At 71.1% G+C, this 21697-nt stretch carries 22 protein-coding genes and 1 pseudogene; 15 read left to right on the top strand and 8 right to left on the bottom strand.

What is annotated here, in order from left to right; all coding sequences use genetic code 11:
• The first annotated feature begins 34 nt into the window (after positions 1 to 34).
• Positions 35 to 1750, top strand: coding sequence for an amidohydrolase (locus tag ABZ851_RS12265; RefSeq protein WP_361125256.1), 1716 nt, complete (start codon positions 35 to 37; stop codon positions 1748 to 1750).
• A 9-nt stretch (positions 1751 to 1759) separates the two neighbouring features.
• Here ABZ851_RS12265 and ABZ851_RS12260 read toward each other — a convergent pair whose 3' ends face one another.
• The gene (locus tag ABZ851_RS12260) at positions 1760 to 2170 is read right to left on the bottom strand and encodes an organic hydroperoxide resistance protein (RefSeq protein WP_336053633.1); all 411 of its coding nucleotides are present in this window, start codon (positions 2168 to 2170) and stop codon (positions 1760 to 1762) included.
• A 127-nt stretch (positions 2171 to 2297) separates the two neighbouring features.
• On the opposite strand from ABZ851_RS12260, the gene ABZ851_RS12255 reads away from it, so the two are divergent.
• The 7 genes from ABZ851_RS12255 (at position 2298) to ABZ851_RS12225 (ending at position 7981) form a co-directional block, all read left to right on the top strand.
• Positions 2298 to 2759 (top strand): MarR family transcriptional regulator, encoded by a 462-nt coding sequence (locus tag ABZ851_RS12255; RefSeq protein WP_361125254.1) that lies wholly within the window; start codon positions 2298 to 2300, stop codon positions 2757 to 2759.
• A 272-nt stretch (positions 2760 to 3031) separates the two neighbouring features.
• Positions 3032 to 3265, top strand: coding sequence for an acyl carrier protein (locus tag ABZ851_RS12250; protein ID WP_336053636.1), 234 nt, complete (start codon positions 3032 to 3034; stop codon positions 3263 to 3265).
• Positions 3262 to 4500 carry a beta-ketoacyl-[acyl-carrier-protein] synthase family protein gene (locus ABZ851_RS12245; protein WP_361125252.1) on the top strand — a complete coding sequence of 413 codons (1239 nt, stop codon included), beginning with the start codon at positions 3262 to 3264 and terminating at the stop codon, positions 4498 to 4500. The genes ABZ851_RS12250 and ABZ851_RS12245 overlap by 4 nt, the downstream gene beginning before the upstream one ends.
• A gap of 102 nt (positions 4501 to 4602) precedes the next feature.
• Positions 4603 to 5508 (top strand): alpha/beta hydrolase, encoded by a 906-nt coding sequence (locus ABZ851_RS12240; protein WP_361125250.1) that lies wholly within the window; start codon positions 4603 to 4605, stop codon positions 5506 to 5508.
• Between the two features lie 62 nt (positions 5509 to 5570).
• Positions 5571 to 5888, top strand: coding sequence for a metalloregulator ArsR/SmtB family transcription factor (locus tag ABZ851_RS12235; RefSeq protein WP_086721403.1), 318 nt, complete (start codon positions 5571 to 5573; stop codon positions 5886 to 5888).
• Positions 5885 to 6736 carry an SRPBCC family protein gene (locus ABZ851_RS12230; RefSeq protein ID WP_361125248.1) on the top strand — a complete coding sequence of 284 codons (852 nt, stop codon included), beginning with the start codon at positions 5885 to 5887 and terminating at the stop codon, positions 6734 to 6736. Before ABZ851_RS12235 ends, ABZ851_RS12230 begins: the two co-directional genes overlap by 4 nt.
• Before the next feature lie 531 nt (positions 6737 to 7267).
• The gene (locus ABZ851_RS12225; RefSeq protein WP_361125246.1) at positions 7268 to 7981 is read left to right on the top strand and encodes a transglycosylase SLT domain-containing protein; all 714 of its coding nucleotides are present in this window, start codon (positions 7268 to 7270) and stop codon (positions 7979 to 7981) included.
• A 217-nt stretch (positions 7982 to 8198) separates the two neighbouring features.
• Here the strand turns inward: ABZ851_RS12225 and ABZ851_RS12220 are convergent, their stop codons facing one another.
• Entirely contained in the window at positions 8199 to 8414 is a 216-nt protein-coding gene (locus tag ABZ851_RS12220; RefSeq protein ID WP_336053646.1) for a hypothetical protein, read from the bottom strand.
• 713 nt (positions 8415 to 9127) lie between these two features.
• Here ABZ851_RS12220 and ABZ851_RS12215 point away from each other — a divergent pair.
• From ABZ851_RS12215 to ABZ851_RS12205, 3 genes are all read left to right on the top strand, one after another.
• Entirely contained in the window at positions 9128 to 9772 is a 645-nt protein-coding gene (locus tag ABZ851_RS12215; RefSeq protein WP_361125243.1) for a transglycosylase SLT domain-containing protein, read from the top strand.
• 406 nt (positions 9773 to 10178) lie between these two features.
• Positions 10179 to 11042 (top strand): lysozyme, encoded by an 864-nt coding sequence (locus tag ABZ851_RS12210; protein WP_336053649.1) that lies wholly within the window; start codon positions 10179 to 10181, stop codon positions 11040 to 11042.
• Positions 11043 to 11266: 224 nt separating this feature from the next.
• Complete coding sequence (locus tag ABZ851_RS12205; RefSeq protein WP_361125241.1) at positions 11267 to 11725, top strand: spore-associated protein A; 459 nt, start codon at positions 11267 to 11269, stop codon at positions 11723 to 11725.
• Between the two features lie 63 nt (positions 11726 to 11788).
• Here the strand turns inward: ABZ851_RS12205 and ABZ851_RS12200 are convergent.
• Together ABZ851_RS12200 and ABZ851_RS12195 are read right to left on the bottom strand one after the other, a co-directional pair.
• Positions 11789 to 12259 (bottom strand): annotated as a pseudogene (locus ABZ851_RS12200) (hypothetical protein); the annotation flags it as partial.
• Positions 12260 to 12558: 299 nt separating this feature from the next.
• Complete coding sequence (locus ABZ851_RS12195; protein WP_361126210.1) at positions 12559 to 14016, bottom strand: SDR family oxidoreductase; 1458 nt, start codon at positions 14014 to 14016, stop codon at positions 12559 to 12561.
• 522 nt (positions 14017 to 14538) lie between these two features.
• Between ABZ851_RS12195 and ABZ851_RS12190 the strand changes: the two genes are divergently transcribed.
• Positions 14539 to 15789, top strand: a complete 1251-nt coding sequence (locus ABZ851_RS12190; protein ID WP_361125239.1) for an erythromycin esterase family protein — start codon at positions 14539 to 14541, stop codon at positions 15787 to 15789.
• Between the two features lie 142 nt (positions 15790 to 15931).
• On the opposite strand, the gene ABZ851_RS12185 is transcribed toward ABZ851_RS12190, so the two are convergent.
• Positions 15932 to 16246 carry a hypothetical protein gene (locus ABZ851_RS12185; protein WP_361125237.1) on the bottom strand — a complete coding sequence of 105 codons (315 nt, stop codon included), beginning with the start codon at positions 16244 to 16246 and terminating at the stop codon, positions 15932 to 15934.
• A gap of 195 nt (positions 16247 to 16441) precedes the next feature.
• Here ABZ851_RS12185 and ABZ851_RS12180 point away from each other — a divergent pair, with 195 nt between their 5' ends.
• Together ABZ851_RS12180 and ABZ851_RS12175 are read left to right on the top strand one after the other, a co-directional pair.
• Positions 16442 to 17467, top strand: coding sequence for an alpha/beta hydrolase-fold protein (locus ABZ851_RS12180; RefSeq protein ID WP_361125235.1), 1026 nt, complete (start codon positions 16442 to 16444; stop codon positions 17465 to 17467).
• A gap of 136 nt (positions 17468 to 17603) precedes the next feature.
• Complete coding sequence (locus tag ABZ851_RS12175) at positions 17604 to 17795, top strand: antitoxin (RefSeq protein WP_336053657.1); 192 nt, start codon at positions 17604 to 17606, stop codon at positions 17793 to 17795.
• Between the two features lie 157 nt (positions 17796 to 17952).
• On the opposite strand, the gene ABZ851_RS12170 is transcribed toward ABZ851_RS12175, so the two are convergent.
• From ABZ851_RS12170 to ABZ851_RS12160, 3 genes are all read right to left on the bottom strand, one after another.
• The gene (locus ABZ851_RS12170; RefSeq protein WP_006601696.1) at positions 17953 to 18156 is read right to left on the bottom strand and encodes a cold-shock protein; all 204 of its coding nucleotides are present in this window, start codon (positions 18154 to 18156) and stop codon (positions 17953 to 17955) included.
• Between the two features lie 291 nt (positions 18157 to 18447).
• Positions 18448 to 19638 (bottom strand): serine hydrolase, encoded by a 1191-nt coding sequence (locus ABZ851_RS12165; protein ID WP_361125232.1) that lies wholly within the window; start codon positions 19636 to 19638, stop codon positions 18448 to 18450.
• Positions 19639 to 19879: 241 nt separating this feature from the next.
• The gene (locus ABZ851_RS12160) at positions 19880 to 20776 is read right to left on the bottom strand and encodes an endonuclease (protein WP_361125230.1); all 897 of its coding nucleotides are present in this window, start codon (positions 20774 to 20776) and stop codon (positions 19880 to 19882) included.
• Between the two features lie 459 nt (positions 20777 to 21235).
• Between ABZ851_RS12160 and ABZ851_RS12155 the strand changes: the two genes are divergently transcribed.
• Entirely contained in the window at positions 21236 to 21667 is a 432-nt protein-coding gene (locus tag ABZ851_RS12155) for a hypothetical protein (RefSeq protein WP_361125228.1), read from the top strand.
• Positions 21668 to 21697: the final 30 nt, after the last annotated feature.

The raw sequence follows: 21697 nt of genomic DNA, 5'->3' as shown, positions 1-21697 counted from the left end.
CAGTACACCCGACGCACCTGGAGCGACACCCCCCATGGATCTCAGCACCACCGTGGACCCCGAGCCCACCCCGGACACCGCCGCCCGCGGCGCCACCGATGCGGGTCCCGCCGACCTCGTCTTCCTCTCCGGCCCCGTGCACACCGTCGACGCCGCGCGCACCCGGGCGAGTGCGGTGGCGGTCCGCGATGACCGCATCATCGCCGTCGGGCACGACGCGGAGGTCCGCGACCTGATCGGGCCCGCCACCGAAGTCGTCGATCTGCACGGCAAGCTGCTCATCCCCGGCTTCCAGGACGCACACATCCATCCGGTCGGCGGCGGAGTGGAGCTGGCGCTGTGTGACCTGAGCGCGGCCGTCACCGCCGAGGCGTACCGCGAGCTGATCAGCGCGTACGCGGCGGCGCATCCGGAGGCGGCGTGGATCACCGGCGGCGGCTGGTCCATGGAGGCCTTCCCCGGCGGCATGCCGACCCGGGAGTTCCTGGACGCCCTCGTCCCCGACCGGCCGGTGTTCCTCGTCAACCGCGATCACCACGGCGGCTGGGCCAACTCCCGCGCCCTGGAACGCGCCGGGATCACCTCCCGTACGCCGGATCCGGCCGACGGGCGCATCGAACGGGACGCGGACGGCCACCCGACCGGCATGCTGCAGGAGGGCGCCATGGAGCTGGTGGGCGATCTGATCCCGGAAGCGACGCTCGCCGAGCGGACCGCCGGGCTGCTCAGGGCGCAGCGTCTCCTCCACGGGTGCGGGGTGACCGCATGGCAGGACGCGATGCTGGGCCGCGCTCCCGGAGGGGCCGATCCCACCCCTGCGTATGTGGCGGCCCGCAGCGACGGCAAGCTCACGGCACGGGTCAGGGGAGCACTGTGGTGGGACCGGGCCCGTGGGGCCGAGCAGATCCCTGAACTCATCGCCCGACGGAAGGAGTTGACCGGCGGACGGCTCCGGGCGACCAGCATCAAGATCATGCAGGACGGCATCGCCGAGAACCACACGGCCGCCATGCTCAGCCCCTACCTCACCGCCTGCGGCTGTTCCTCCGACAACAGCGGTATCTCGTTCATCGACCCCGAGGACCTGCGGACCTACGTCACCCTGCTGGACGCGGAAGGCTTCCAGGTGCACTTCCACGCCCTGGGAGACCGGGCCGTACGCGAGGCGCTGGACGCCGTCGAGGCCGCCCGGCGGACGAACGGCCGGCGCGACACCCGGCCACACCTCGCGCATCTCCAGGTGGTCCACCCCGACGACATCCCCCGCTTCCGCCGGCTCGGCGCCACCGCGAACATCCAGGCACTCTGGGCGGCCCACGAGCCGCAGATGGACGAACTGACCATCCCCTTCCTGGGCCCCCAACGTGCCGCCTGGCAATATCCGTTCGGGGACCTGCTGCGCTCGGGCGCCACCCTGGCGGCGGGCAGCGACTGGCCGGTCAGCTCGCCCGATCCGATCGCCGCGCTGCATGTCGCGGTCAACCGCCGGGAGCCCGACGGCCCCGCCTCGGCGCCGGTCTTCCTCCCCGAGCAGCGCATCGACCTGGGCTCCGCCCTCGCCGCGTACACGGCCGGCAGCGCCTACGCCAACCACCTCGACGACACCGGCACCATCCAGACGGGAAAGCTGGCCGATCTGGTCGTCCTGGACCGTGACCCCTTCGACGGGGCCGACGAGGAGATCGCCGCGACCCGCGTGCTGCAGACCTTCGTCGGGGGACGCCGGGTGTACGCGGCCGAGGACGCCTGAGCGCGTCGCCTACTCGATGACCAGCTCGACGTCGATGTTGCCGCGGGTGGCCTTGGAGTACGGGCAGTACTGGTGCGTCGCCTCGACCAGTTGCCGCCCGGTCTCGCCCGCGAGGGTGTCCGGCAGCTCCACCCGCATGACGACGGCCAGGCCGAAGCCGGTGTCGTCCTTGCCGAGGGAGACCTCAGCAGTGACCGAGACGTCCTTGGTGTCGAGCTTCATCTGACGGCCGACATTGCCCATCGCGCTGGCGAAGCAGGCCGCGTAGCCGGCGGCGAAGAGCTGCTCCGGGTTGGTGCCGGCGCCGTTGCCGCCGAGGGCCGGCGGCATGGCCAGGGCCAGGTCGATCCGGCCGTCGGAGCTGACCGCCCGGCCTTCGCGGCCGTTGGCGGTGGCGACAGCGGTGTACAGCGCATCCATCACGGTTCCCCTTCGGTGGCGGGCGGCCGCTTCCCGGCCGCCCGATGGGCATCACAGTGACACACATTTAAATTGCGCGCAACTAGATTGCGCACAACTAAATGCCGCGGCGAGCTAACCTGGCCCCATGACCTCCGCCACCAGGCCCCCGGTACCCGACGCCGAACTGCTCCGCCTCGACCACCAGGTCTGCTTCTCGCTGCACGCCGCCTCCCGGGCGTTCGGCAGCGTCTACCGCGACGCCCTGAAGGACCTGGGCCTGACCTACCCCCAGTACCTGGTCATGCTGGTCCTGTGGGAGCACGGCCCCCGGCCGGTCAAGGCCATCGGCGAACAGCTCCGGCTGGACTCCGGCACCCTCTCCCCGCTCCTCAAGCGCCTGGAATCGGCCGGCCTGGTGCGCCGCGAACGGAGCACCGAGGACGAGCGCTCGGTCACCATCCACCTGACCCCCGCCGGCGACGGCCTGCGCGAGGCGGCCCTGCCCGTCCCCCGCAGGATGCTGGCCGCCACCGGCCTCACGATCGAAGAACTCCGCACGCTCCAGGGCCTGTTGGGCCGGGTGACCAGCGCCCTGGACGAGGCCTGACCCCGGAGGATCCCGGAGTCCGCCCGCCCCGTGCCCGTACCTCCCGCCGGTCCGCGGCGTTACGTACGTAGGTGCTTTCCGCGGCGTCCGCAAGGCGGGACGCCAACGCCCCGCCCCCTCCCGGTGCGCTCATCACCCCATTGAGCTACCAAGGTTGGGGAGTCATCGGGACAAAGGCGTATAAAGGGGGGTCAAACCAGCCGGAGCCGCCGGTGAAATCCCGCCCACGACGCGGTTGGCAGCATCGCCTACGACAAGCGGAGGAGCACCACGTGAACGCGGCAGAAGTTGTCAACACCTTGCTGGTCCAACGATTCGGGGTCTCTCCGGCCGACCTCACCGATGAGGCCGTGCTGCGCGGCCTGCGCCTCGACTCCCTGGCGCTGGAAGAACTCCGCGTCCTGATCGAGGAACGGCTGGACATCGACCTCGACGAGGTGTCGCTGACCCCGCGGAACACCGTGGGCCAGCTGGTGGCGGCCGTCGACGGCAAAGTTCCGGCATGACGGCCCGCCAGGAGCCGTTCGCCGCGGCCGTGACAGGACTGGGACTGGTGACCGCGGCAGGGGTGGGGGCGAAGGCCACCTGGCATGCCGTCACCCAGGACACCGTGCCCGGCGGCGTGACCCACCAGGAAGAACTCGCCGATCTGCCCTGCGACTTCATGTACACCATCGTGGGCCTGGACACCACGGAACTGCTCGGGGTGGCCACCCAGCGGCTGATGGACCGCTTCGCGCAGCTCGCGGTGATCGCCGCCCGGGAAGCCCTCCTCGACGCCGGCCTCGACCCGGAATCCTGGGACAGCAGCCGGGTCGCGGTGGTGATCGGCTCCGCACACGGCGGGCTGCCGTTCTACGACCAGCAGCATGTCGCCATGGCCGGGCGCGGCGCCCGCCGGGTCTCCCCCAAACTCGCCCCGCTGACCGTCGTCAACAGCGCCGCCAGCAGCGTCTGTATGGACATCGGCGCCCACGGCCCCAGCCTGGGCGTGGCCACGGCCTGCTCCTCCGGGACCGTCGCCCTGGGCACCGCGCACCAGCTGCTGCGCGCCGGGGTCTGCGACATCGCCCTCGCCGGCGGGGCGGAGTCGGTGCTCTCCCGGCTGCTGATCGCCAGCGCCTGCCAGATGAAGGCGGTCTCCACCCGCCGGGACGATCCGGCCACCGCGTGCCGCCCCTTCGATGCGGACCGGGACGGCTTCGTGGTCGGCGAGGGCGCCGGGCTGCTCGTACTGGAGCGGCCGGAGCACGCCAGGGCCCGCCACGCCCCCGTGCGGGCGCACCTCCGCGGCTACGGCGCGTCCAGCGATGCCTACGCCGCGGTGGCCCCCGACCCCGAGGGCAAGGGCATCGAGCGGGCGCTGCGCACCGCGCTGGCGGACGCCGGGGTGCAGGCCGGCGATGTCGGCCACGTCAACGCGCACGGCACCTCCACGGTCGCCAACGACCACATCGAGGCCGCCGTGCTGCAGCGGGTTCTCGGCGATCACCCCCTGGTCACCTCGACCAAGGCGATGACCGGGCACGCGCTCGGCGCCGCGGGCGGGATCGAGGCCGCGCTCACCGTGCTCGCCCTGGAACAGCAGCTGGTGCCCCCGACCGCCAACCTCGAGGTGCTGGATCCGCGGATCCCGGTCGACGTCGTGCACAAGGAGGCCCGGCAGGCGGCATTCGACTGCGCGGTCAAGACGTCGCTCGGCTTCGGCGGGCACAACGCCGCACTGGTGCTGACCCGCTAGGTCGTGTCCGCAAAGTCCCGTCGCGACGACAGGCCCGAGGCCGCCCCCTGCGCGCCGCGTCGGCGCGTCCGTTCCCGCCGGTGCTTCGAGAAGGAATCTCACATGTCCGAGGAAATGATCCGCTGCTTGTCGGTGGGCGGGGTGTCCTACTCCTACCGGCGCCTGCGGCAGCCGGCGCGGATCACCGAGCCCGTGCTGGTGCTGGGCGGCGCGCTGCAAGGGATGTTCGGCTGGCCGCAGATGGAAGATCATGTGGGTCCGCTGGCGGATGTGGTGACCGCCGACCTGCCGGGCATGGGGAGCGCCGATCCGCTCCCTTCGGGGCCGAGCATCGACCTCGTGTGCGCGGCGATCAAGGGCATCATCGACGATCTGGACGTCCCGCGGATCAACCTCTTCGGCTTCTCCTACGGGGCGGGCCTGGCCTACGGATGCGCCCGGCGGTTCCCCGGGCGGATCGCGCGGCTCGCCCTCGGCGGGGTTCCGGCGCACATCAGCGAGGCGCAGAAGGAACTGTGGCGACGGGCGTCCGACCACCTCGCGCACGGCGACACCGAGGCCTTCGCCACCTTGGTCGCCGAGGGGCTGATGTGCCTCGACGACCGCCGGCACGTCGCCCACCGGAAGCTGGCGTACCGCTATGTCCGGCGTTCGATGCTGCATGCGGCCCGCAACTCCCGGCACGCCATCGACTCGCTGCGCCGCGGGATCTCGGACCGTCCGGACTTCTCCGCCGGGCTGACCGGTATCCCCACGCTCGTCTTCAGCGGGGAGCACGACACGGTGACCTCGCCGGCCCGGCAGCGGCACTTCGCGTCCACCATCCCGGGCAGCCGCTTTCTGACGATCCCGGACGCCGATCACTGGGTGGTGCTCGAACGCCCGCAGGATGTGGCGGACTTGGCCGCACGGTTCTTCACCGACGGGCCGCTGGGCTCGGCGCCCGCTCTCGCACCCGTGGCGCGCGAGCGCGAGGAGGCGCCGGCAGCCGGTCCGGCGTGTGCGTGATCCGGCGCCCCTTCACTCCACATTCCCTTGCGGTTATATAGCCAGACCGGCATGCTGAAGTCATGCCCCTACCGTTCGACGTACTTGCGGAGCCGAGCCGGCGCCGGATTCTCGACCTGCTCCTGGAGCGCCCACGGCTGGTCGGCGAGCTCACCGAGCAGCTCGGGCTGAGCCAGCCGGGCACCTCCAAGCATCTGCGGGTGCTGCGCGAGGCCGGCCTGGTCCGGGTCCGGCAGGACGCCCAGCGCCGCTGGTACGAGCTCCGGCCCGAGCCGCTGGCGGAGCTGGACGCCTGGCTCGCGCACTACCGGCATCTGTGGACCGGGTCCCTTGACGCCCTGGAACGGCATCTCGACGCCATGGAGGACGACCCCCGATGAACCCGCACTCCGACAGCCTCACACCCGCCGGCGACGGCCGGAACGCTCTGCGCATGGAGCGCAGGCTCGCCCATCCGCCCGCGAAGGTCTGGTCGGCGATCACCGACCCGGCGCACCTCGGGCAGTGGTTCCCCTCCGAGGTCACCGTGGAGCTCCGGCCCGGCGGGGCGATGACCTTCACCATGCCCGGCGTGACCGGTATCGCCATGACCGGCACGGTCACCGACGCCGAGGAGCCCCGGCTGTTCGCTTTCACCTGGGGCGAGGACCACCTGCGCTGGGAGATCAGGCCGGACGGCGACGGCTCGCTGCTGACCTTGGTGCACACCTTCGGCGACCGCTTCGGCGGCGCGAGCTTCGCCTCCGGCTGGCATCTGTGCCTCACCGCGCTCTCGCAGCTGCTGGACGGCGCGCCGACGGCCGTGCCCCGGGACACCGGGGAGCTGCACGAGGCATACGTCGAGCAGTTCGATCTCGGACAGGGCGCGGTCGAGGACACCCCGGACGGCCCGCGGATCCGCTTCGAGCGCCAGCTCGTGCGGCCCGCAGAGGCCGTCTGGGCGGCGCTGACCTCGGGAGACGAGCCCGTGGAAGGTGCGCCCGCGCCGGCCGGCTTCACCTGCCGGGAGGCGCCGGCCGGGCCCGTCACCGAGGTGCGGGCCCCTTCCGTGCTCGCCTACCGCCGGGATCCGGAAGGCACGGTCCGGTGGGAGCTGGGCCGGGGCACCGGCCATGGCGCCCGGCTCGTCCTCGTCCAGACCGGCCCGCGGGGTGCCGACGCGGAGGCCGCGCTGCAGGCCTGGCACGACCGCATCGAGCATCTTGCGGCCCGGCTGCTGGAGAGCTGACACGGACCGGCTTCGCGTCGGCGCCCGCCGCATTCCCGCGCCCCCCAGGAAAGCCCTGGGGGGCGCGCTGCCGTGTGGGCGCAACGCCATGCGGACCGACTCCGCGATATCCCGTCGGCGCCCCGTCGGCGCCCTTTCGGAATTGCTCCTCATCCCCCGCGGGCCAGGCCGCTCACCCATGTGAGCCAGGCAACTTCGCGGTGCCGCGAAAGGGCCTCGGGAGCCGGTCCGGGGTGATGCCCGGCACGCGACGTACGTCACGTACGAGCACACCTAGTCGGTGCCTTTCCCGGCCCTGAGCGCGAAACACCGCATTTACAACGGACATCTCACTGCATCTCACGAAGATAGGTAGTACAAGGCACCTTTGCCTCTATCCAGGGCGCTGGCTAAGCATGTTCGGCGTAGCACCGAGAACGAGCCTGCGATCTCAGCCAGAGCGGCGAAACGCGGCCAATGACCCTCGGTCTCACGCGCCAACCGAAGGCCGCCTCCCCCGCCATCAAGCCCTGGAAGAGGTCAAGAACCCCCATGCCCCACTTCACCCTGTCCCGCCCTGTCCGCATCACCCGCGCCCACAAGATTTCCGCGGCGCTGGTGGCCACCGCGAGCGGCGCCGCGGCGCTGGCGTTCACCGCGGCACCGAGCAACGCCGAGACCCCCGCCGCCCACGCGCCGTCCGCGGTCAGGCCCGTCAGCGCAAACGGCCTTCCGCTCACCGCGAAGGACCGCGCCGACGACGGCAAGCAGGGCCGGCAGCTCGCCTCGTCCGTCACCGCCGGGCTGAAGGTCACCGCGGTGGAGAAGCAGGGCCACACCGCCCAGCAGGCCGCCAACCGGTCCGTCGAGCGCAAGGTCATAGCCGCGCCCAAGGCCGCGAAGGCCGCGCCCAAGGCAGCGCCGAAGGCCGCCCCCAAGCGCTACGCGAACAACCTCGACGGCTGGATCCGCCAGTCGCTCGACATCATGAAGGCCAAGGGCATCCCCGGCTCCTACGAGGGACTGCACCGCAACATCATGCGGGAGTCCAGCGGCAACCCCAACGCCGTCAACAACTGGGACATCAACGCCATCAACGGCGTGCCCTCCAAGGGCCTGCTGCAGGTGATCCAGCCCACCTTCGACACCTACCACGTGTCCGGCACGCCCAAGAACCTCACCGACCCGATCGCCAACATCACCGCCGCCGCCAACTACGCGGCCCACCGGTACGGCTCGATCGACAACGTCAACTCGGCCTACTGAGCCGGAGCGACGCGACCGTGAGAACGGTCGGAGCAGACTGATACGGGCGCCGCGGTGCGGCGCCCGGCACGGCAACGGCAGTGGCCCTGCCCGCATTGCGCGGGTGGGGCCACTGCCGTTGCCGTCGCGGTCGCCGCGGCCCCTGCCGTCGCCGTGCCCCTTGCCATGGGCCGGAAGCCGGCTCCCCTGCCGGGTGCCGGGGCCCGGCGCCGCGCGTTCAGAAGCGGTCGCGTCGCACCGTGCCGCCGCCGAAAAGGGTGTCGAGGATCTGGGCGGCGAGGCGAACTCCGGCCCGCTCCCTGGGCGTGAGCGGGTGGTCGCGGTGCCAGCCGGGCTGGGGGTGGCTGTCGGCCGGGGCCGCGGCGGCGACGCCCGTCGCGAGGAAGCCCGAGACGAGAAGGCCGGTGAGAACGACGGCAAGACGACGGAGCATGAGCACGTCCCTACGAGGAGTGATGGCTGTGTGCGGTGCCACCTTCGGGGAGCCGCGGGCCCGCAGTCATGCGACAGCTCCGGCGGCTGCTGCGAACGGACCAGCAGCACCGCCGTATCGCCGTACCGAGGACTCACCAACGGCCCATCCGGCATGCACCCTTCCCCGTGCCGCCCCTCCCCGCAGCAGAACCCCGGCCCGCTCGTGAATCAGCGCACAATTTCCGCCCTATTGGGCCCCGGCCGCGGTGCGCCTCACCACATTTGGGGATTCCCGGGCCGCCGCGCCGGGCAGTTGCCGGGACAAATCTGCCGCCGTCCGCACGCGAAACAGCGCCGGAGACCGGTAATTCCGGTGTGAGCCAGGCAACTTATACGGACCGGTCGAGCGGCCTTTGAAGGCCCTCTCAAGTGACTCGGGGCACGCGACGTACGTCACGTACGAGCTTGCCTAGTTGAATTCCATGCGGCCATTCCGGGCCAACGCCGCCAGAAACGCTTATCACTTCAGGTATCCGGGTTTACCTCACGAAGATGAGTAGTACCGAGCAACATTGCCTCGATTCGGGACCGGCGTTAACCATGGATTCCGACGCACTGAGAGCGAGCTTGCGACTTACGCCCCACGGCGATCGCGGCAAAGACCTCCGGTGCGGAACGCGCCGCCAAAAAGGCCGCCTCCCCGTCCCCAGTACCTGGAAGAGGTCAATCTGCATGCCTAGCTTCACCCTGCCCCGCATTACCCGCATCACCCGCACCCACAAGATCGCCGTGGCCGTCCTGGCCGCCGCGGGTGCGACCTCGGGCCTGGCCATGACCTCGGCTCCGGACACCGCCCAGGCGGCGTCCGCGCACGCCCCGGCCGCGGTCAAGCCCGTCGATGCGAAGGGACAGCCCGGCAAGGCCGACGACGCCAAGACCGGCCGTGCCGTGACCGCCTCGGTCGCGGGCCACACCAAGGTCGCCGACGTCGCCGAGCAGCACAGCACTCAGCAGGCCGCCAGCCGCTCCACCGAGCGCACCGGCGTCAAGGACTACTCGAACAACCTGGACGGCTGGATCCGCCAGTCCCTGGACATCATGAAGGCCAAGGGCATCCCCGGCTCCTACGAGGGCCTGCACCGCAACATCATGCGGGAGTCCGCCGGCAACCCCAACGCCGTCAACGGCTGGGACGTCAATGCCGTCAAGGGCACGCCCTCCAAGGGCCTGCTGCAGGTGATCCAGCCCACCTTCGACACCTACCACGTGTCCGGTACGCCCAAGAACCTCACCGACCCGGTCGCCAACATCACCGCCGCGGCCAACTACGCGGCCGACAAGTACGGCTCGATCGACAAGGTCAACTCGGCCTACTGAGCCGGCGGAGCCGACCAGCCGTCGCCGGCCCTCCCGGCCGGCCCAGCCTGATGAGGCCACGGGCATGACGGAGCACACAAGCGAGCCGACAGGCTCTGCATAAGGCAGCTTGCGAAGCGGCGGAATGGCGCGTTCGCCGCTGCGCGGTGGAGCGGGTCCCGGCGGTGCCGGGGCCCGCTTCGCTCTGTCGCGCGGCGCAAGGGCCGGGGCCGAAGAACAGGGGCGGGGGCCGTCGACGCGGCCATCCGCTCCTGACCGCCGGACGGGTGAGATGTGGGGCTGCTCGGCGGACCGACGGCCTGTTGGGCCATGGCGTCAGGCAGTTCTGCGTATAAGTCTCTTATCGGCAGGATTCTGCTCAAAAGCTGCCGAACCTGACTCAACCGAAGGCCTTCGGAGGCATGCGATGCCCTTGCGCAGATCCGGTCCGGCCCGCCGTACAGTCCCTCTTGCGGCCGGAACTCTCGTCTCTCTTCTCTCCGTGCTCGCTCTGCCCCTCGCGCTGCCCGGCTCCGCCACGGCGTCGGACTCCGAGAAGAGACCCGCCCACCCCGAGCAGGACTGGATGGGTTCCACCATCGCGGCCCACGAGGGCAGCAGCGTCCGGGCAGGTGGTCTGGAGCCGCAGGCGTCGTCCAGAAGGGCCGTGTCCGGCGTCGACGTCTCCAGCCACAACCGCAGGGTCCACTGGAAGTCGCTGCGCAAGTCCGGGGTGCGTTTCGCGTATGTCAAGGCCAGCGAGGGGACCAGCTACACGAACCCGTACTTCGCGCAGCAGTACCGGGGCTCGTATTCCTCCGGCATGATCCACGGCGCGTACCACTTCGCGCTGCCCGACCACTCCAGCGGCAGTGAACAGGCGGAGTACTTCGCCGACCACGGCGGCGACTGGTCCAGGGACGGCAGGACGCTGCCCGGCGCGCTCGACATGGAGTACAACCCCTACGGCGCGACCTGCTACGGCAAGAGCCACAAGTCGATGGTCAAATGGATCCGCGACTTCGTGCTGACCTACCGGGAGGAGACCGGCCGCTACCCGGTCATCTACACCTCCACCAACTGGTGGAAGCGCTGCACCGGCAACTCCGGCAAGTTCGGCAGGACGAATCCGCTGTGGATCCCGCGCTACGGCTCGTCCGTGGGCTCGCTGCCGCGCGGCTGGGAGTACCACAGCATCTGGCAGCACACCTCCTCGGGCCACTCGGTCGGCGACCGCAACCGCTTCAACGGCACGTACACCCGCCTCAAGGTCCTCGCGAACGGCGGCTGACACCGCCTCACCTCCATGTTCCCGGCCGGTCCCCGGCGCCTTGTGCGCGCCGGGGACCGGCCGTTGTGCGCCCGCGTGCGCCGCGAACCGCCCGTGTACGGTTTTTGGACAACCGGGGTCGAACAAAGGTGAATTCCCTTCCGCTGCGCAACCATCCGCGGGCGACCGCTGTCCAACACGGTGAAAAGACCACGCGACGCACTCACCCGACGGGGGTAATTCAGATGAAGCGTTCACGTGCCATCGCAGGATCCGCAGTGCTGGCCGTGGCGAGTATCGCCACGATGACGGCGGCCACCACCGCATCCGCGGCAACAAAGGCCGCCGCGTACAACGGAGCCTGCGGAAGCGGCTACAGCGTAGTGAATTCCGTACCGGTCACCGGAAAGGGGACCGTGTACCTGACGTACAGCGCAAAGACCGGAAAGAACTGTGTGGTGACGGTCCGGAACAGCCCGGGTAAGCCGGTGTACATGTACACGTATCTCTCGGCCACCAACGGCGGTTCCGGCTGGGTTTACGACGAGGGGAAGTACACCTCGTACGCCGGTCCCGTCTACCTGCCCGCGAAGGGCATCTGTGTGGACTGGGGCGGCACGATCGAGTCGGTCAGCGTCAACGTGTCCGGCTCCAACTGCGGCCGGATGGCGCCCGGCGTCGTCACGCACCACACGCGTCACTGAGCAGACCGTGAGGGCGGGTTCCCGGGCAGCGCGCCCGGGAGCCCGCCTTCCGGGTGTCTCCGGTCAGGCCCTGCCCAGCGCCCGTAGCGCGGATCGGGCCGCATTGTGGCCGCTCATCCCGTGGGCACCGGCTCCCGGCGGGGTGGCCGCCGAGCAGAGGAAGACCCGGGAACGCCGGTGCGGTACGGATCGAGGGCGACGCGGGGACGCATGGTGAGCTGCAACGGGGTGTTCGCGCCGCCGATGATGTCGCCGCCGGCGGGACGGCGTTGCCCCGTTCGAGTTCGGCGGTCGAGGTGGCGGTGGCGGCCACGATGCGCTCCCGGGTCCCCGGGGCGAAGCGCGCACCCGGGGCGGCAGCCGGTCGCCGATCGGCGCTGCCGCGGCGGCCGGCATCGGATCGAGCAACACCGTTGCGGCGGGCGGGAGTTCATCGAGTGAGCGGATCGGGGCCCCGGTCTCGATCCGGCCGCCGGCCTCGGCGAGCAGGGCGGTCAGCGCGGTGGCGATGGCACCCGAGCCGCCTTTGGCCACCGAGCCGCCTTTGGCCACCGGCCAGCCGTACCGGTGCCCGGCCGCGATGACCATGAGCCCCACGGACGCGCCGACCGCCGCCAGGCCGGTCCCTCGGCGCCGAGCCCCTGATGGGCGCCGCCTCCCCGTATTTGCGCACACTCGATCTCGCGCCGTACGGCCTGGAGTGGCTGTGGCCCGCCCCCACCACCACTGCCCGCTCCCGCGCACGCCCGGATCGCTCCGTCATGGCACCAGCATGCCAAGGGTCCCGGAACCCGGCGGGGGCTGCCGCGGATTCCACTCCGCCCCCGGGCCGTTCACGCCGGGCGGGCGTGGTACTCGGCAGCCGCGGCGGCCGCGATATTGCGGGCCATCCCGCCGAACACCGCGGCGTGGAACGGGGAGATGGACCACCAGTACGCATGGCCGGTCAGTCCGTGCGGATGGAAGAGGGCCCGCTGGCCGTAGCGCGTGCGTCCCTGGGCGTCACGGCCGACCGTCAGCTCCAGCCAGGCCAGACCGGGCAGGCGCATCTCGGCGCGCAGCCGCAGCAGCCGGCCCGGAACGACCTCTTCGACCCGCCAGAAGTCGAGCGAGTCACCGACCCGCAGCCGGCCCGCGTCCCGTCGGCCGCGGCGCAGCCCCACCCCGCCGACCAGCCGGTCCAGCCAGCCGCGCAGCGACCAGGCGAGCGGGAAGGAGTACCAGCCGTTGTCCCCGCCGATGCCCTCGACCACCCGCCACAGCACCTCGGGCGGGGCGTCCACGGTCCGCTCCCGCCGGTCGGTGTAGAGGCTGCCGCCGGACCAGTCGGGGTCGGTGGGCAGCGGATCGCTCGGTGCGCCGAGCACAGCGGCGTTGGACCAGCGGGTGGTGACCTCGGCGTCCCGTACCCGGCGCAGCGCCAGTTCCAGGGCGTCGTCGAAGGCGAGGGGGTGGCCCGGTGGGTCGGGGGCGGGGACGTAGCGGGCGATGTCGTGTTCGTGGCAGACGACCTCGTAGCGCAGCGATTCGGCCAGGGGGCGGGCCAGGCCGGGGGGCACGGGGGTGACCAGTCCGATCCAGAGGCTGGACAGGCGTGGGGTGAGCATCGGGACGGGGAGGATCAGCCGCTCGGGCAGCCCGGCGACCCGGGCGTAGCGCTGCATCATGTCCCGGTAGGTGAGGATGTCGGGCCCGCCGATGTCGAAGGTACGGCTGACATCACCGGGGAGGCGGGCACAGCCCACGAGGTAGCGCAGCACGTCGCGGACGGCGACCGGCTGGATGCGGGTACGCACCCAGCTCGGCGTGACCATGACCGGCAGCCGCTCGGTGAGATAGCGCAGCATCTCGAACGAGGCCGAGCCGGAGCCGATGATCACGGCGGCGCGCAGGACCGCGGTGGGGACACCGGAGGCCAGCAGGATGTCGCCGACCTCGGCGCGGGAGCGGAGGTGGGGCGACAGGTCCCGCTCGGGGATGCCCCGGGGGCCGAGACCGCCGAGGTAGACGATCCGGCGCACCCCGGCGGCGCGGGCCTGCCGGGCGAAGATCTCCGCGGCCCTGCGGTCGGTGTCCTCGAAACTCCGGCCGCTGCCCAGGGCGTGCACCAGGTAGTAGGCGACCTCGACGCCGTCCATGGCACTACGGACCGACGCGGCGTCGGTGACATCGCCGCGCAGGATCTCGGTGTCCCCGGCCCAGGGGTGGTCACGCAGCTTCTCCGGCGTCCTGGCCAGCGCCCGTACGGCGAACCCGGCCGCGAGCAGCTCAGGCACCAGGCGGCCGCCGATGTATCCGGTGGCGCCGGTGACGAGGGCGCACGGGCGGTGCGGGGGCGACGGCGGGGACGCGTCTTCGACGGTGCCGTGCTCGGTCCCGTTGCGGTCGGTCCCGTTGCGGTCGGTGCCCTTGTTCTCGACGCCCTGGTCGTCGGTCCCGTTGTCGGTGCCCTTGTCGGCCACGGGCACGGCCTCCTCCGGCTGGCGGCGGCACGATGGCCCTGCCCGCCAAGTGTGGCACCGGCACGGATACGGGGCATCACGGCCCGGGCGGGGCGGGTCCGGCCCGGGCGGGGCGGGTCCGGCCCGGGGGACATCGCCGAGCGCCTGGCCGAATACGGTCGGGCGGTTGGGGAGGGAGTTGTCGTCAACGTCACGGGGCGTGTACTCCCAGCACGGACACCCGGAGGCAGTGCGAGACCTCCAGGACTTCCTCGCCGCATGCCGGGAGGGGGAACAGACACATGATCAGGTGGCGGGAGCGGGTACGCCCAGGCGCCGCCCAGCCGCACACACAGGGGGAGACGCACCACGGTGCCCGACGACATCACTCGCTGGCTGACCGAGTACGCCAGGCCACTCGGCTCGCTCACGCCGGGCGCTCCGCGCCAGGACCTCGAACCGCTCGGGGCGGCCCTGCGGGGCGTGCGGATCGTGGGCCTGGGCGAATCCACCCACGGCACCCGTGAGTTCTTCCGACTGAAGCACCGGATCGTGGAGTTCCTGGTGCGCGAGGCGGGCTTCACCACCTTCGCCATGGAGGCCAGTGCGTCTGCCGCAAGGGCCCTGGACGCATACGTGCGGCACGGCACCGGCGACCCCTCGCGCCTCATCACCCGCCTGGGGTTCTGGACCTGGCGCACCGAGGAAATGCTCGACCTCGTCGGATGGCTGCGTGCCCACAACCGCGGCCTTCCCGAGAGCCGGCGAGTGCGCTTCGTCGGCACTGACCCCCAGCGCTGTACCGACTCGCTCGAGGCGGTCGCCGCCTTCCTGCGCCGGGTGGCACCCGAGCGGGCGCGGGACGTGGACGCACTTCAGGTGCTGAAGCAGGCCCACCCCGCCTCCCGGCCCGACCCGGAACAGGCTCTTCTGCGCCGCGTCGAAGCACTCGCGGGCTTCCTGGCGGACCACCGGGATCAGTTCGCCCGGCGCACCACAGCGGATGCCGCTCACGAGGCCCTGGAACACGCCCGCATCCTCACCCGCGCCGCCGATCTCGTGACCCGCTCGCCCGGCATGCGCCCCGGGGAACACAGCGTGTTCGCCGCCCGTGACCGCTACATGGCCGACGCCGTGGCACGGCTCGTCGACGACAGCCCCTCGGACCGCGTCATTCTCTGGGCCCACAACGGGCACCTCACCAAGGGCACATACGGCGACGGAGTGCCCGCGCTCGGCAGCAGACTCCGGGAGCGCTACGGCGACAGCTATTACGCTCTGGCCCTGCTCTTCGGCAAGGGCTCTTTCCTCGCCCGCCGCGGCAACGACCGGCAGGGCCCACCACGCCCGCACCGTATCGGCACCGGAATCCGGTCCGTCGAAGCGCGCCTCGCACAGGCCGTCCCCGGCAACTACTACGCCGACCTGCGCACCCCCGGCCCCTCCCCCGAAGCCGCCCGGTGGCTGCACACCCCGCACCTGCACCGCAGCTTCGGTGCGGGCGTGCCACGGTTCACCTACCGCCTCCACATGGCACCACTCGTCCCCGCCGACGACTACGACGGCATCGCCTTCGTCGCCCACTCCACCTGCTCCCGCCTCCTGCCACCCGTGCGGACCTGAGCCTCGGAGTGTTCCGGCGGTGGCCGGCGCAAGCCGGGGGCTTCACACACGACGAGATCCACGGCTCCGGCGGACAGCGCCCGTGGAACGACGCCGCCACCCACACGGTCCGAGGCACACGGCGGGCGGGCTCGGGCGTCGCTCACGCCCCGGGGCCGCCCGAGCGCGAGCGGGCGTCACGGCAAGTGTCACGGCGCAGCTCCTGGCGCCGTTCGCGTCCGGTGCCGCGCCCGGTTGTCCGGCCAGGGCCCGGCTGACGGCCGTGCGCCGCCTCGTGGTCCGGATCGCGGCTCGGGTCCAGGCCCAGCATGTCCGTCAACAACGACAGGTCGTCCGCGTCCCGCGCCCGGCCGGCCAGCGCCTTCCTGGCGAGCCTGCGTTCCTCGTCGCACGGCATGGCGCGCGACGCGGCGTCATCGGCACTGCGGTGTTCCTCACTGCGGTGTTCATCGCTCACCGCTGCATTCTCGGCCGGGCCGCACGACCGTGCCCGTCGAGCGAGCCGGAGGCCGGCCGAGGGAAACCACCAGGGACGCGTTACTCCGTATGAGTGAACCGGGCCCGAAAGCCTGCGCGCGGCAGGGGAACCTCCCCGGCCTCGTTTCCCTCTTTATGAGCACTTGTACTTGATCTTCCAGTCGCGGAGTCCCTCGTGAAACGCCCTTCTGCCGTCGCGTTCGTGGCCACCCTCGCCGCTGCCTGCGCGCTGCTCGCCGGCTGCTCGGAGACCGGAAACCCGGTCGACTTCAATGCCGGCGCCTCCGGCGACGGCGCCGCGCGGGCCCGGCCCGTCGACGCGGACACCCTCCTGCCGACCGGCCCCAAGAGTGACTTCCGGATCACCCGGACCCTGGACGACGGCACCCATATAGCGCGGGCGACCCTGAGGGGTCCGAAATCCGGTGTCACGGGAAGCGTCTGGGTCTGGGCGCCGAAGGAGTACCACGACCCGAAATACGCCAAGAGCGGATTTCCGGTGCTGATAGCCCTGCCGGGTGGCCTGGGCAGCCCGAAGGAGCCCGGCGGCGTCACGAATTACTGGGTGGGCGGCGACATCGAACTGCAGGAGAACCTCACCCGGTGGACCGAGGAGGGCAAGAGCCTCCCGTTCATCGTGGTGATGCCGATGCTCAACCCGGACACGCAGTACCACGACGCCAGCGACATACCCGGCCGGCAGAAGATGGGGACCTGGCTGACGGAGGACGTCGTCCAACTGGCCAAGGCCAATTTCCGTACGTTCAAGTCCCGCGACGGCTGGGCCTTCATGGGGTCGTCCTCGGGCGGCTTCGCCGGGCTGAAGTCCGTGCTGAAACATCCGGAGAAGTTCAAGGCGGCCATAGCCAGCGGCCCGGACATCGTGCCGGATTCGCCGTTGTGGGCGGGGCACCGGGCGCAGCGGGACGCCAACGACCCGGCAAAGCTCGCCCAGCGGCTGCTGCGGAAGGGCGGGCCGGACATCTACCTCGCCTTCCAGGCCGGCAGCCGGGAGCCCGCCGCCGTCACCACCGCCATAGACCGCTTCCGCCGGGCCTATGGCAAGGGCCCGATCCATACCGCCATGCAGCTGATCCCCGGTGGCCGGCACAACGCGTGGGACTACCAGAAGGGCATGGCCGCCGGTTCGATCAAGTTCATCAGCGACCGGATGAAGGCACCGGTGGCGAGCGGTCACTGAACCGGGGCGAGCGGTCACTGAACCGGGCCGCCACGGCCGCCGGGGCGCCCCGGCACCGCCCCGGCGCGCGGATGCAGATCACCTGGCAGGGGGTGATGCTGGAGTCGTGGGGGGACCGTGGTGAGGAGGACCACTCATGTCCATGATGGACAAGATCAAGAGCATGCTGAAGGGCCACGAAAGCCAGACGGACAAGGGCATCGACAAGGCCGGCGACATGGTCGACGACAAGACCCAGGGCAAGTACAAGGGCCAGGTCGACACGGCGCAGGAGAAGATGCGGGACCAGTTCGGCGGGGAGGGCCAGGACCGGCCACCGCAGCCCTGAGACTGCGGCCCCCGTCCGGCCCGCCGGCACGCGAGGGCCAGGACCGGCCGCCCTTGGCCCTTCGCCGCGGCCGACCGGGTGACGTCCGAGGCACCCGTGACGTGCGTCGGCGCCCGCCCCCGGGCCGGGAACGGGCGCCGACGGGGCTCTGCCGGACCTACGCCAGACGGATCTTCTCCGCCTGGGGACCCTTGTGGCCCTGGGTGACCTCGAAGGTCACCTTCTGGCCTTCCTGCAGCTCGCGGAAGCCCGTGGCATCGATGTTGGAGTAGTGCGCGAAGACGTCGGCGCCGCCGCCGTCCTGCGCGATAAAGCCGAAGCCCTTCTCCGAGTTGAACCACTTCACCGTGCCGGACGCCATATCCGTCTCCTTCGTTCAAGGGGGCTCGAATCGGGTTCCGCGTGCTGCGGACCCCGGAGGTGATCGCCCTGGTCCGGAGACGCGCTACACAGCAAGGACGCCCGTGAATGCGACACGGGCGTCCGGCACTTCGGAACCACGACAGCTGATCAGGACGCTACACCGAGCAGCGCCCGGCAGGCCGCACAAGCGTGGCGGACGCGTCGCCCTTCACCGGGCAAGGCCATCGCGCGTCCTCCGTATCCCTGACCGATCGGATGGATGTACGACGTCCGGCGGCGCGCCACGGGCTCAGTCAAACTCCGCGCCCCGGCTCTCGGACGGCTTGCGACGGCGCCACCACAGAGCGGTGCCGAGCGCGGCGAGGGCGATGACCCCGACGGCTCCGGCGGCGGAGACGAACCACCAGTACCGCGCCTCGGTGTCGGCGTCCGTCTGCGACACGACCGCCGTCTTGTGCAGCGGCACGACGGACCGCGAGTGGTGCGCGACGGGCTGCGACACGCCGGTGCCCCCACGGGGCTGCAGCGCGGGCAGCACGCCGACGGCGGCCGCCCGGGGAGCCGCCTCGAATCCCCAGTCCAGCAGGTCCCGGGTCTCCTCGTAGACGGCGTTGCGGCTGCCGGACTGCGGGTTCATCACGGTGACCAGCAGCGTCCGGCCGTCCCGCCGGGCCGCGGCGATCAGGGTGTTTCCGGCGTGGGTCGTATAGCCGTTCTTCACCCCGATCAGGCCGTCGTACGGTTTGACGCCGTGCGAGCCGACCAGCAGCCGGTTGGTGTTCACGATGTCGAACGCGTCCGGACCACCCTCCTCCGGCAGTTCCGTCCGTTTCGTGGCGGCGAAGTGGGCGAAGTCGGGGTCGGCGAGGCCGGCCCGTCCGAAGAGCGTCAGATCGTAGGCGGACGAGAACTGGCCCGGCGTGTCGAACCCGTCGGCGGACGCCACGGTGGTGTCGCGGGCACCGAGGCGGTCCGCGGTCTCCTGCATATCGTCGATGGTCTTGTTCCAGCCGCCGTTCATGCCGGCCAGGGTGTGCACCGCATCGCTGCCCGAGCGGAGGAAGACCGCGTCCCACAGGTCCGCGACGCGATAGGGCAGGTCCTCCTTGAGGCCGGCCAGCGAGCTGCCCGCCTCGATACCGTCCAGGTCCCGGAGGGAGACGGTGTGTACCTCCCCCTGGGAGAACTTCGGCAGCACGGTCACGGCGAAGAGCGCCTTGAGGGTGCTGGCGGGTGGCAGGGGCCGGTGGGCGTCCTTGGCCGCGAGGACCTTGCCGGTCGCCATGTCCGTCACCATCCACGACAGGGCGGAGACATCCGGTGGCTCCGGCACGTCCGGCCGGGGCAGGAACTGCACTCCCCGGCCGTCCAGCCGGCTCTCGGCACGGACCGGATCGGCCACATGCGCGGCGGCCCGCAGATCGTCGATGCCATGGGGGCCATCGGCGGCCGCCGGGACCGGCACGGCCAGCAGGCTCACGGCACAAACGGTGGCTGCGGTAACGACTCTGACGGGGACCCAACTCGCGCTCGACATGTGGCCCACGCTAAAAACGACCCCGGCCGCGCGCTGGCTGGCCTACGCCATCCGATGTGCGAGCGCCCCGACTGCCGTACGCGGCGCCCCGACTGCCGTACGCGGCACGCCGACTGCCGTATGCGGACACGCCGGGGCCGGGCGAAGACCGCCGCCGGCCCCGGCCCTGACTGCCGGATGCGGCCTACCAGATCGAGTCGACCCACTCCGGGTGGTCGATGAACGGGTTCCGGTTGTGCTGGTACTTATCGAAGATCACCTGGTTGCGGTGCTTTTCGAAGGAGTCCGGCGGGTCCTGCTTGCTCCACTGCTTGAGGACGGAGAGCCGTCCGATGTGCGGCTGGGTGCCGTTGTCGACCTTGTCGTTGGGCTCCAGGTCGGCGAAGCCGTCACCGCCGTCATAACGGACGGCCATATAGAGGATCATGCGGGCGACATCGCCCTTGACCGCGTCACGGGGCTCGAAGGAGTCGTCGTCGGAGCGGCTGCCCGGCGCGCCGTCCACCGCCGTACCACCGTTGTCGAAGTCCTTGTCGCCGCGGACGCTGTTGACGGACACGTCCTCCGGGCGCAGGTGGTGGAGGTCGGTGCCGGGACCGGTGTCGGTACCGAAGTCGCCATGGGACTTCGCCCAGACGTGCTCGCGGTTCCAGTCGTCGGGATTTCCGCCGTGGGCTTCCTTGCTCTGCGACCGGCCGCTGTACAGCAGAATGACGTTCGCGCTGTTGTCGGGGTCCTGGTCGGTGTCCTTGAGGGCGTCCCAGACCTGGTCGTATGTCAGTTTTCCGGTCTGGGTGGTGCTGATGATCCGGTGCAGCGACTCCTTCAGTGCCTGGCCGGTCTTGCCGTCGGCGTCTTTGTAGTAGTCGTCGGCATCGGACGCGTCGTCATACGACGCGGCATCAGATGTGCCGGTGGATATGGACGCGTGCTGGGTGACGGACGCGGCAGCGGCACGGTGGGGGGCAGCCGGAGCGGCCGTCGCACCGGCCGGGAGCTGTCCGATCGTCACCGTCAATACCGTTCCGGCGGCGAGGGCCAGCGCGGTCCGGGCGCGGCGGTTCACGCGGGTGTTGTCCACGAAGGGTGTCCTTTCCCCGAATTGTGGCACCGGGTCGCGAAAGTGTGGGGCACGACCGGCACCGGCCGTTGGGAAATACGGCCGCAGGAAGCCTTCCATCGCGGTAATCACCACGGTGTGCACATCAGCGGAGAGTTATTTTTCCCACATCGTGAGAACCGAAGAATTCCGCCGAAACTGCCATTCCGTCGCCAATGGCCGATTCCTCGTCAGAAGTGCCGCACGGGGGCTGTTTTCCGTTCGGCGGCGTGGCGGGGTGAGGGTGGCAGCGAAGTCCAGGTGGTGGACGACGGCCACCGCGGCGATGACCGTGCGGCGAGCGGACTGCGCTCCTTGGGCCCATCGGGTGAACCCTCGTCCCGCCCGCAACCGGACGGGCACCTTCCGGCTTCCGGAGTACTGACACCATCTTCGCCGAAAGCCGGTGAACCCTTCGGACCGCGAGTTGTGGAGGCCGCCATGTCGCCTTTCCGCCCCACTCCCCCGCCGTACGGCGCGACGCCGGACTATGTGCTCGCTCCCCCGCGTCCCGAGGAGCGCCTCGGCGCGCCCGCGTCCCCGCACGAACCGTCGCGCCCGTCCGCCTCCGCCGCGCACCCCTTCCTCCCGCCGCCCCGCCCGGAGGACCGGCTGCCCTTCGAGCCGCCGCAGCCGTACGGTCTGTCCGCTCCCCCGCTTTCCGCGGAGCAGCGGCAGGGGCCGGTGGCGATGCCCGATTACCGGCGGCTGGACCTCCACGCCGCCTTGACCGCGGCCGGCGTCGCCCCGGCGGACGGGGACCTGGCCGCCCTGGCGGAGATCGCGAGCCTGGGTGACACCACCGTCGGTGCCGTCATCGGCTGGCTGGCGGCCGCCGCGCAGACGCCCTGGCCGCGGTCGCGCGCGGTGTGAGGGAGCCCGCCGACCGGGGCACCACCGACC

Origin of the sequence: Streptomyces sp. NPDC047049, from assembly GCF_040643995.1 — a bacterium.
Classification (GTDB): Bacteria; Actinomycetota; Actinomycetes; order Streptomycetales; family Streptomycetaceae; genus Streptomyces; species Streptomyces mooreae.
This window is presented reverse-complemented; position numbering and strand designations above follow the sequence as displayed.

Coding starts and splice junctions, on each gene's coding strand:
- ABZ851_RS12240 (WP_361125250.1), top strand. CDS start 4,603: ATGTCCGAGGAAATGATCCGCTGCTTGTCGGTGGGCGGGGTGTCCTAC.
- ABZ851_RS12260 (WP_336053633.1), bottom strand. CDS start 2,170: ATGGATGCGCTGTACACCGCTGTCGCCACCGCCAACGGCCGCGAAGGC.
- ABZ851_RS12255 (WP_361125254.1), top strand. CDS start 2,298: ATGACCTCCGCCACCAGGCCCCCGGTACCCGACGCCGAACTGCTCCGC.
- ABZ851_RS12205 (WP_361125241.1), top strand. CDS start 11,267: ATGAAGCGTTCACGTGCCATCGCAGGATCCGCAGTGCTGGCCGTGGCG.
- ABZ851_RS12230 (WP_361125248.1), top strand. CDS start 5,885: ATGAACCCGCACTCCGACAGCCTCACACCCGCCGGCGACGGCCGGAAC.
- ABZ851_RS12245 (WP_361125252.1), top strand. CDS start 3,262: ATGACGGCCCGCCAGGAGCCGTTCGCCGCGGCCGTGACAGGACTGGGA.
- ABZ851_RS12265 (WP_361125256.1), top strand. CDS start 35: ATGGATCTCAGCACCACCGTGGACCCCGAGCCCACCCCGGACACCGCC.
- ABZ851_RS12235 (WP_086721403.1), top strand. CDS start 5,571: ATGCCCCTACCGTTCGACGTACTTGCGGAGCCGAGCCGGCGCCGGATT.
- ABZ851_RS12155 (WP_361125228.1), top strand. CDS start 21,236: ATGTCGCCTTTCCGCCCCACTCCCCCGCCGTACGGCGCGACGCCGGAC.
- ABZ851_RS12225 (WP_361125246.1), top strand. CDS start 7,268: ATGCCCCACTTCACCCTGTCCCGCCCTGTCCGCATCACCCGCGCCCAC.
- ABZ851_RS12210 (WP_336053649.1), top strand. CDS start 10,179: ATGCCCTTGCGCAGATCCGGTCCGGCCCGCCGTACAGTCCCTCTTGCG.
- ABZ851_RS12170 (WP_006601696.1), bottom strand. CDS start 18,156: ATGGCGTCCGGCACGGTGAAGTGGTTCAACTCGGAGAAGGGCTTCGGC.
- ABZ851_RS12220 (WP_336053646.1), bottom strand. CDS start 8,414: ATGCTCCGTCGTCTTGCCGTCGTTCTCACCGGCCTTCTCGTCTCGGGC.
- ABZ851_RS12175 (WP_336053657.1), top strand. CDS start 17,604: ATGTCCATGATGGACAAGATCAAGAGCATGCTGAAGGGCCACGAAAGC.
- ABZ851_RS12215 (WP_361125243.1), top strand. CDS start 9,128: ATGCCTAGCTTCACCCTGCCCCGCATTACCCGCATCACCCGCACCCAC.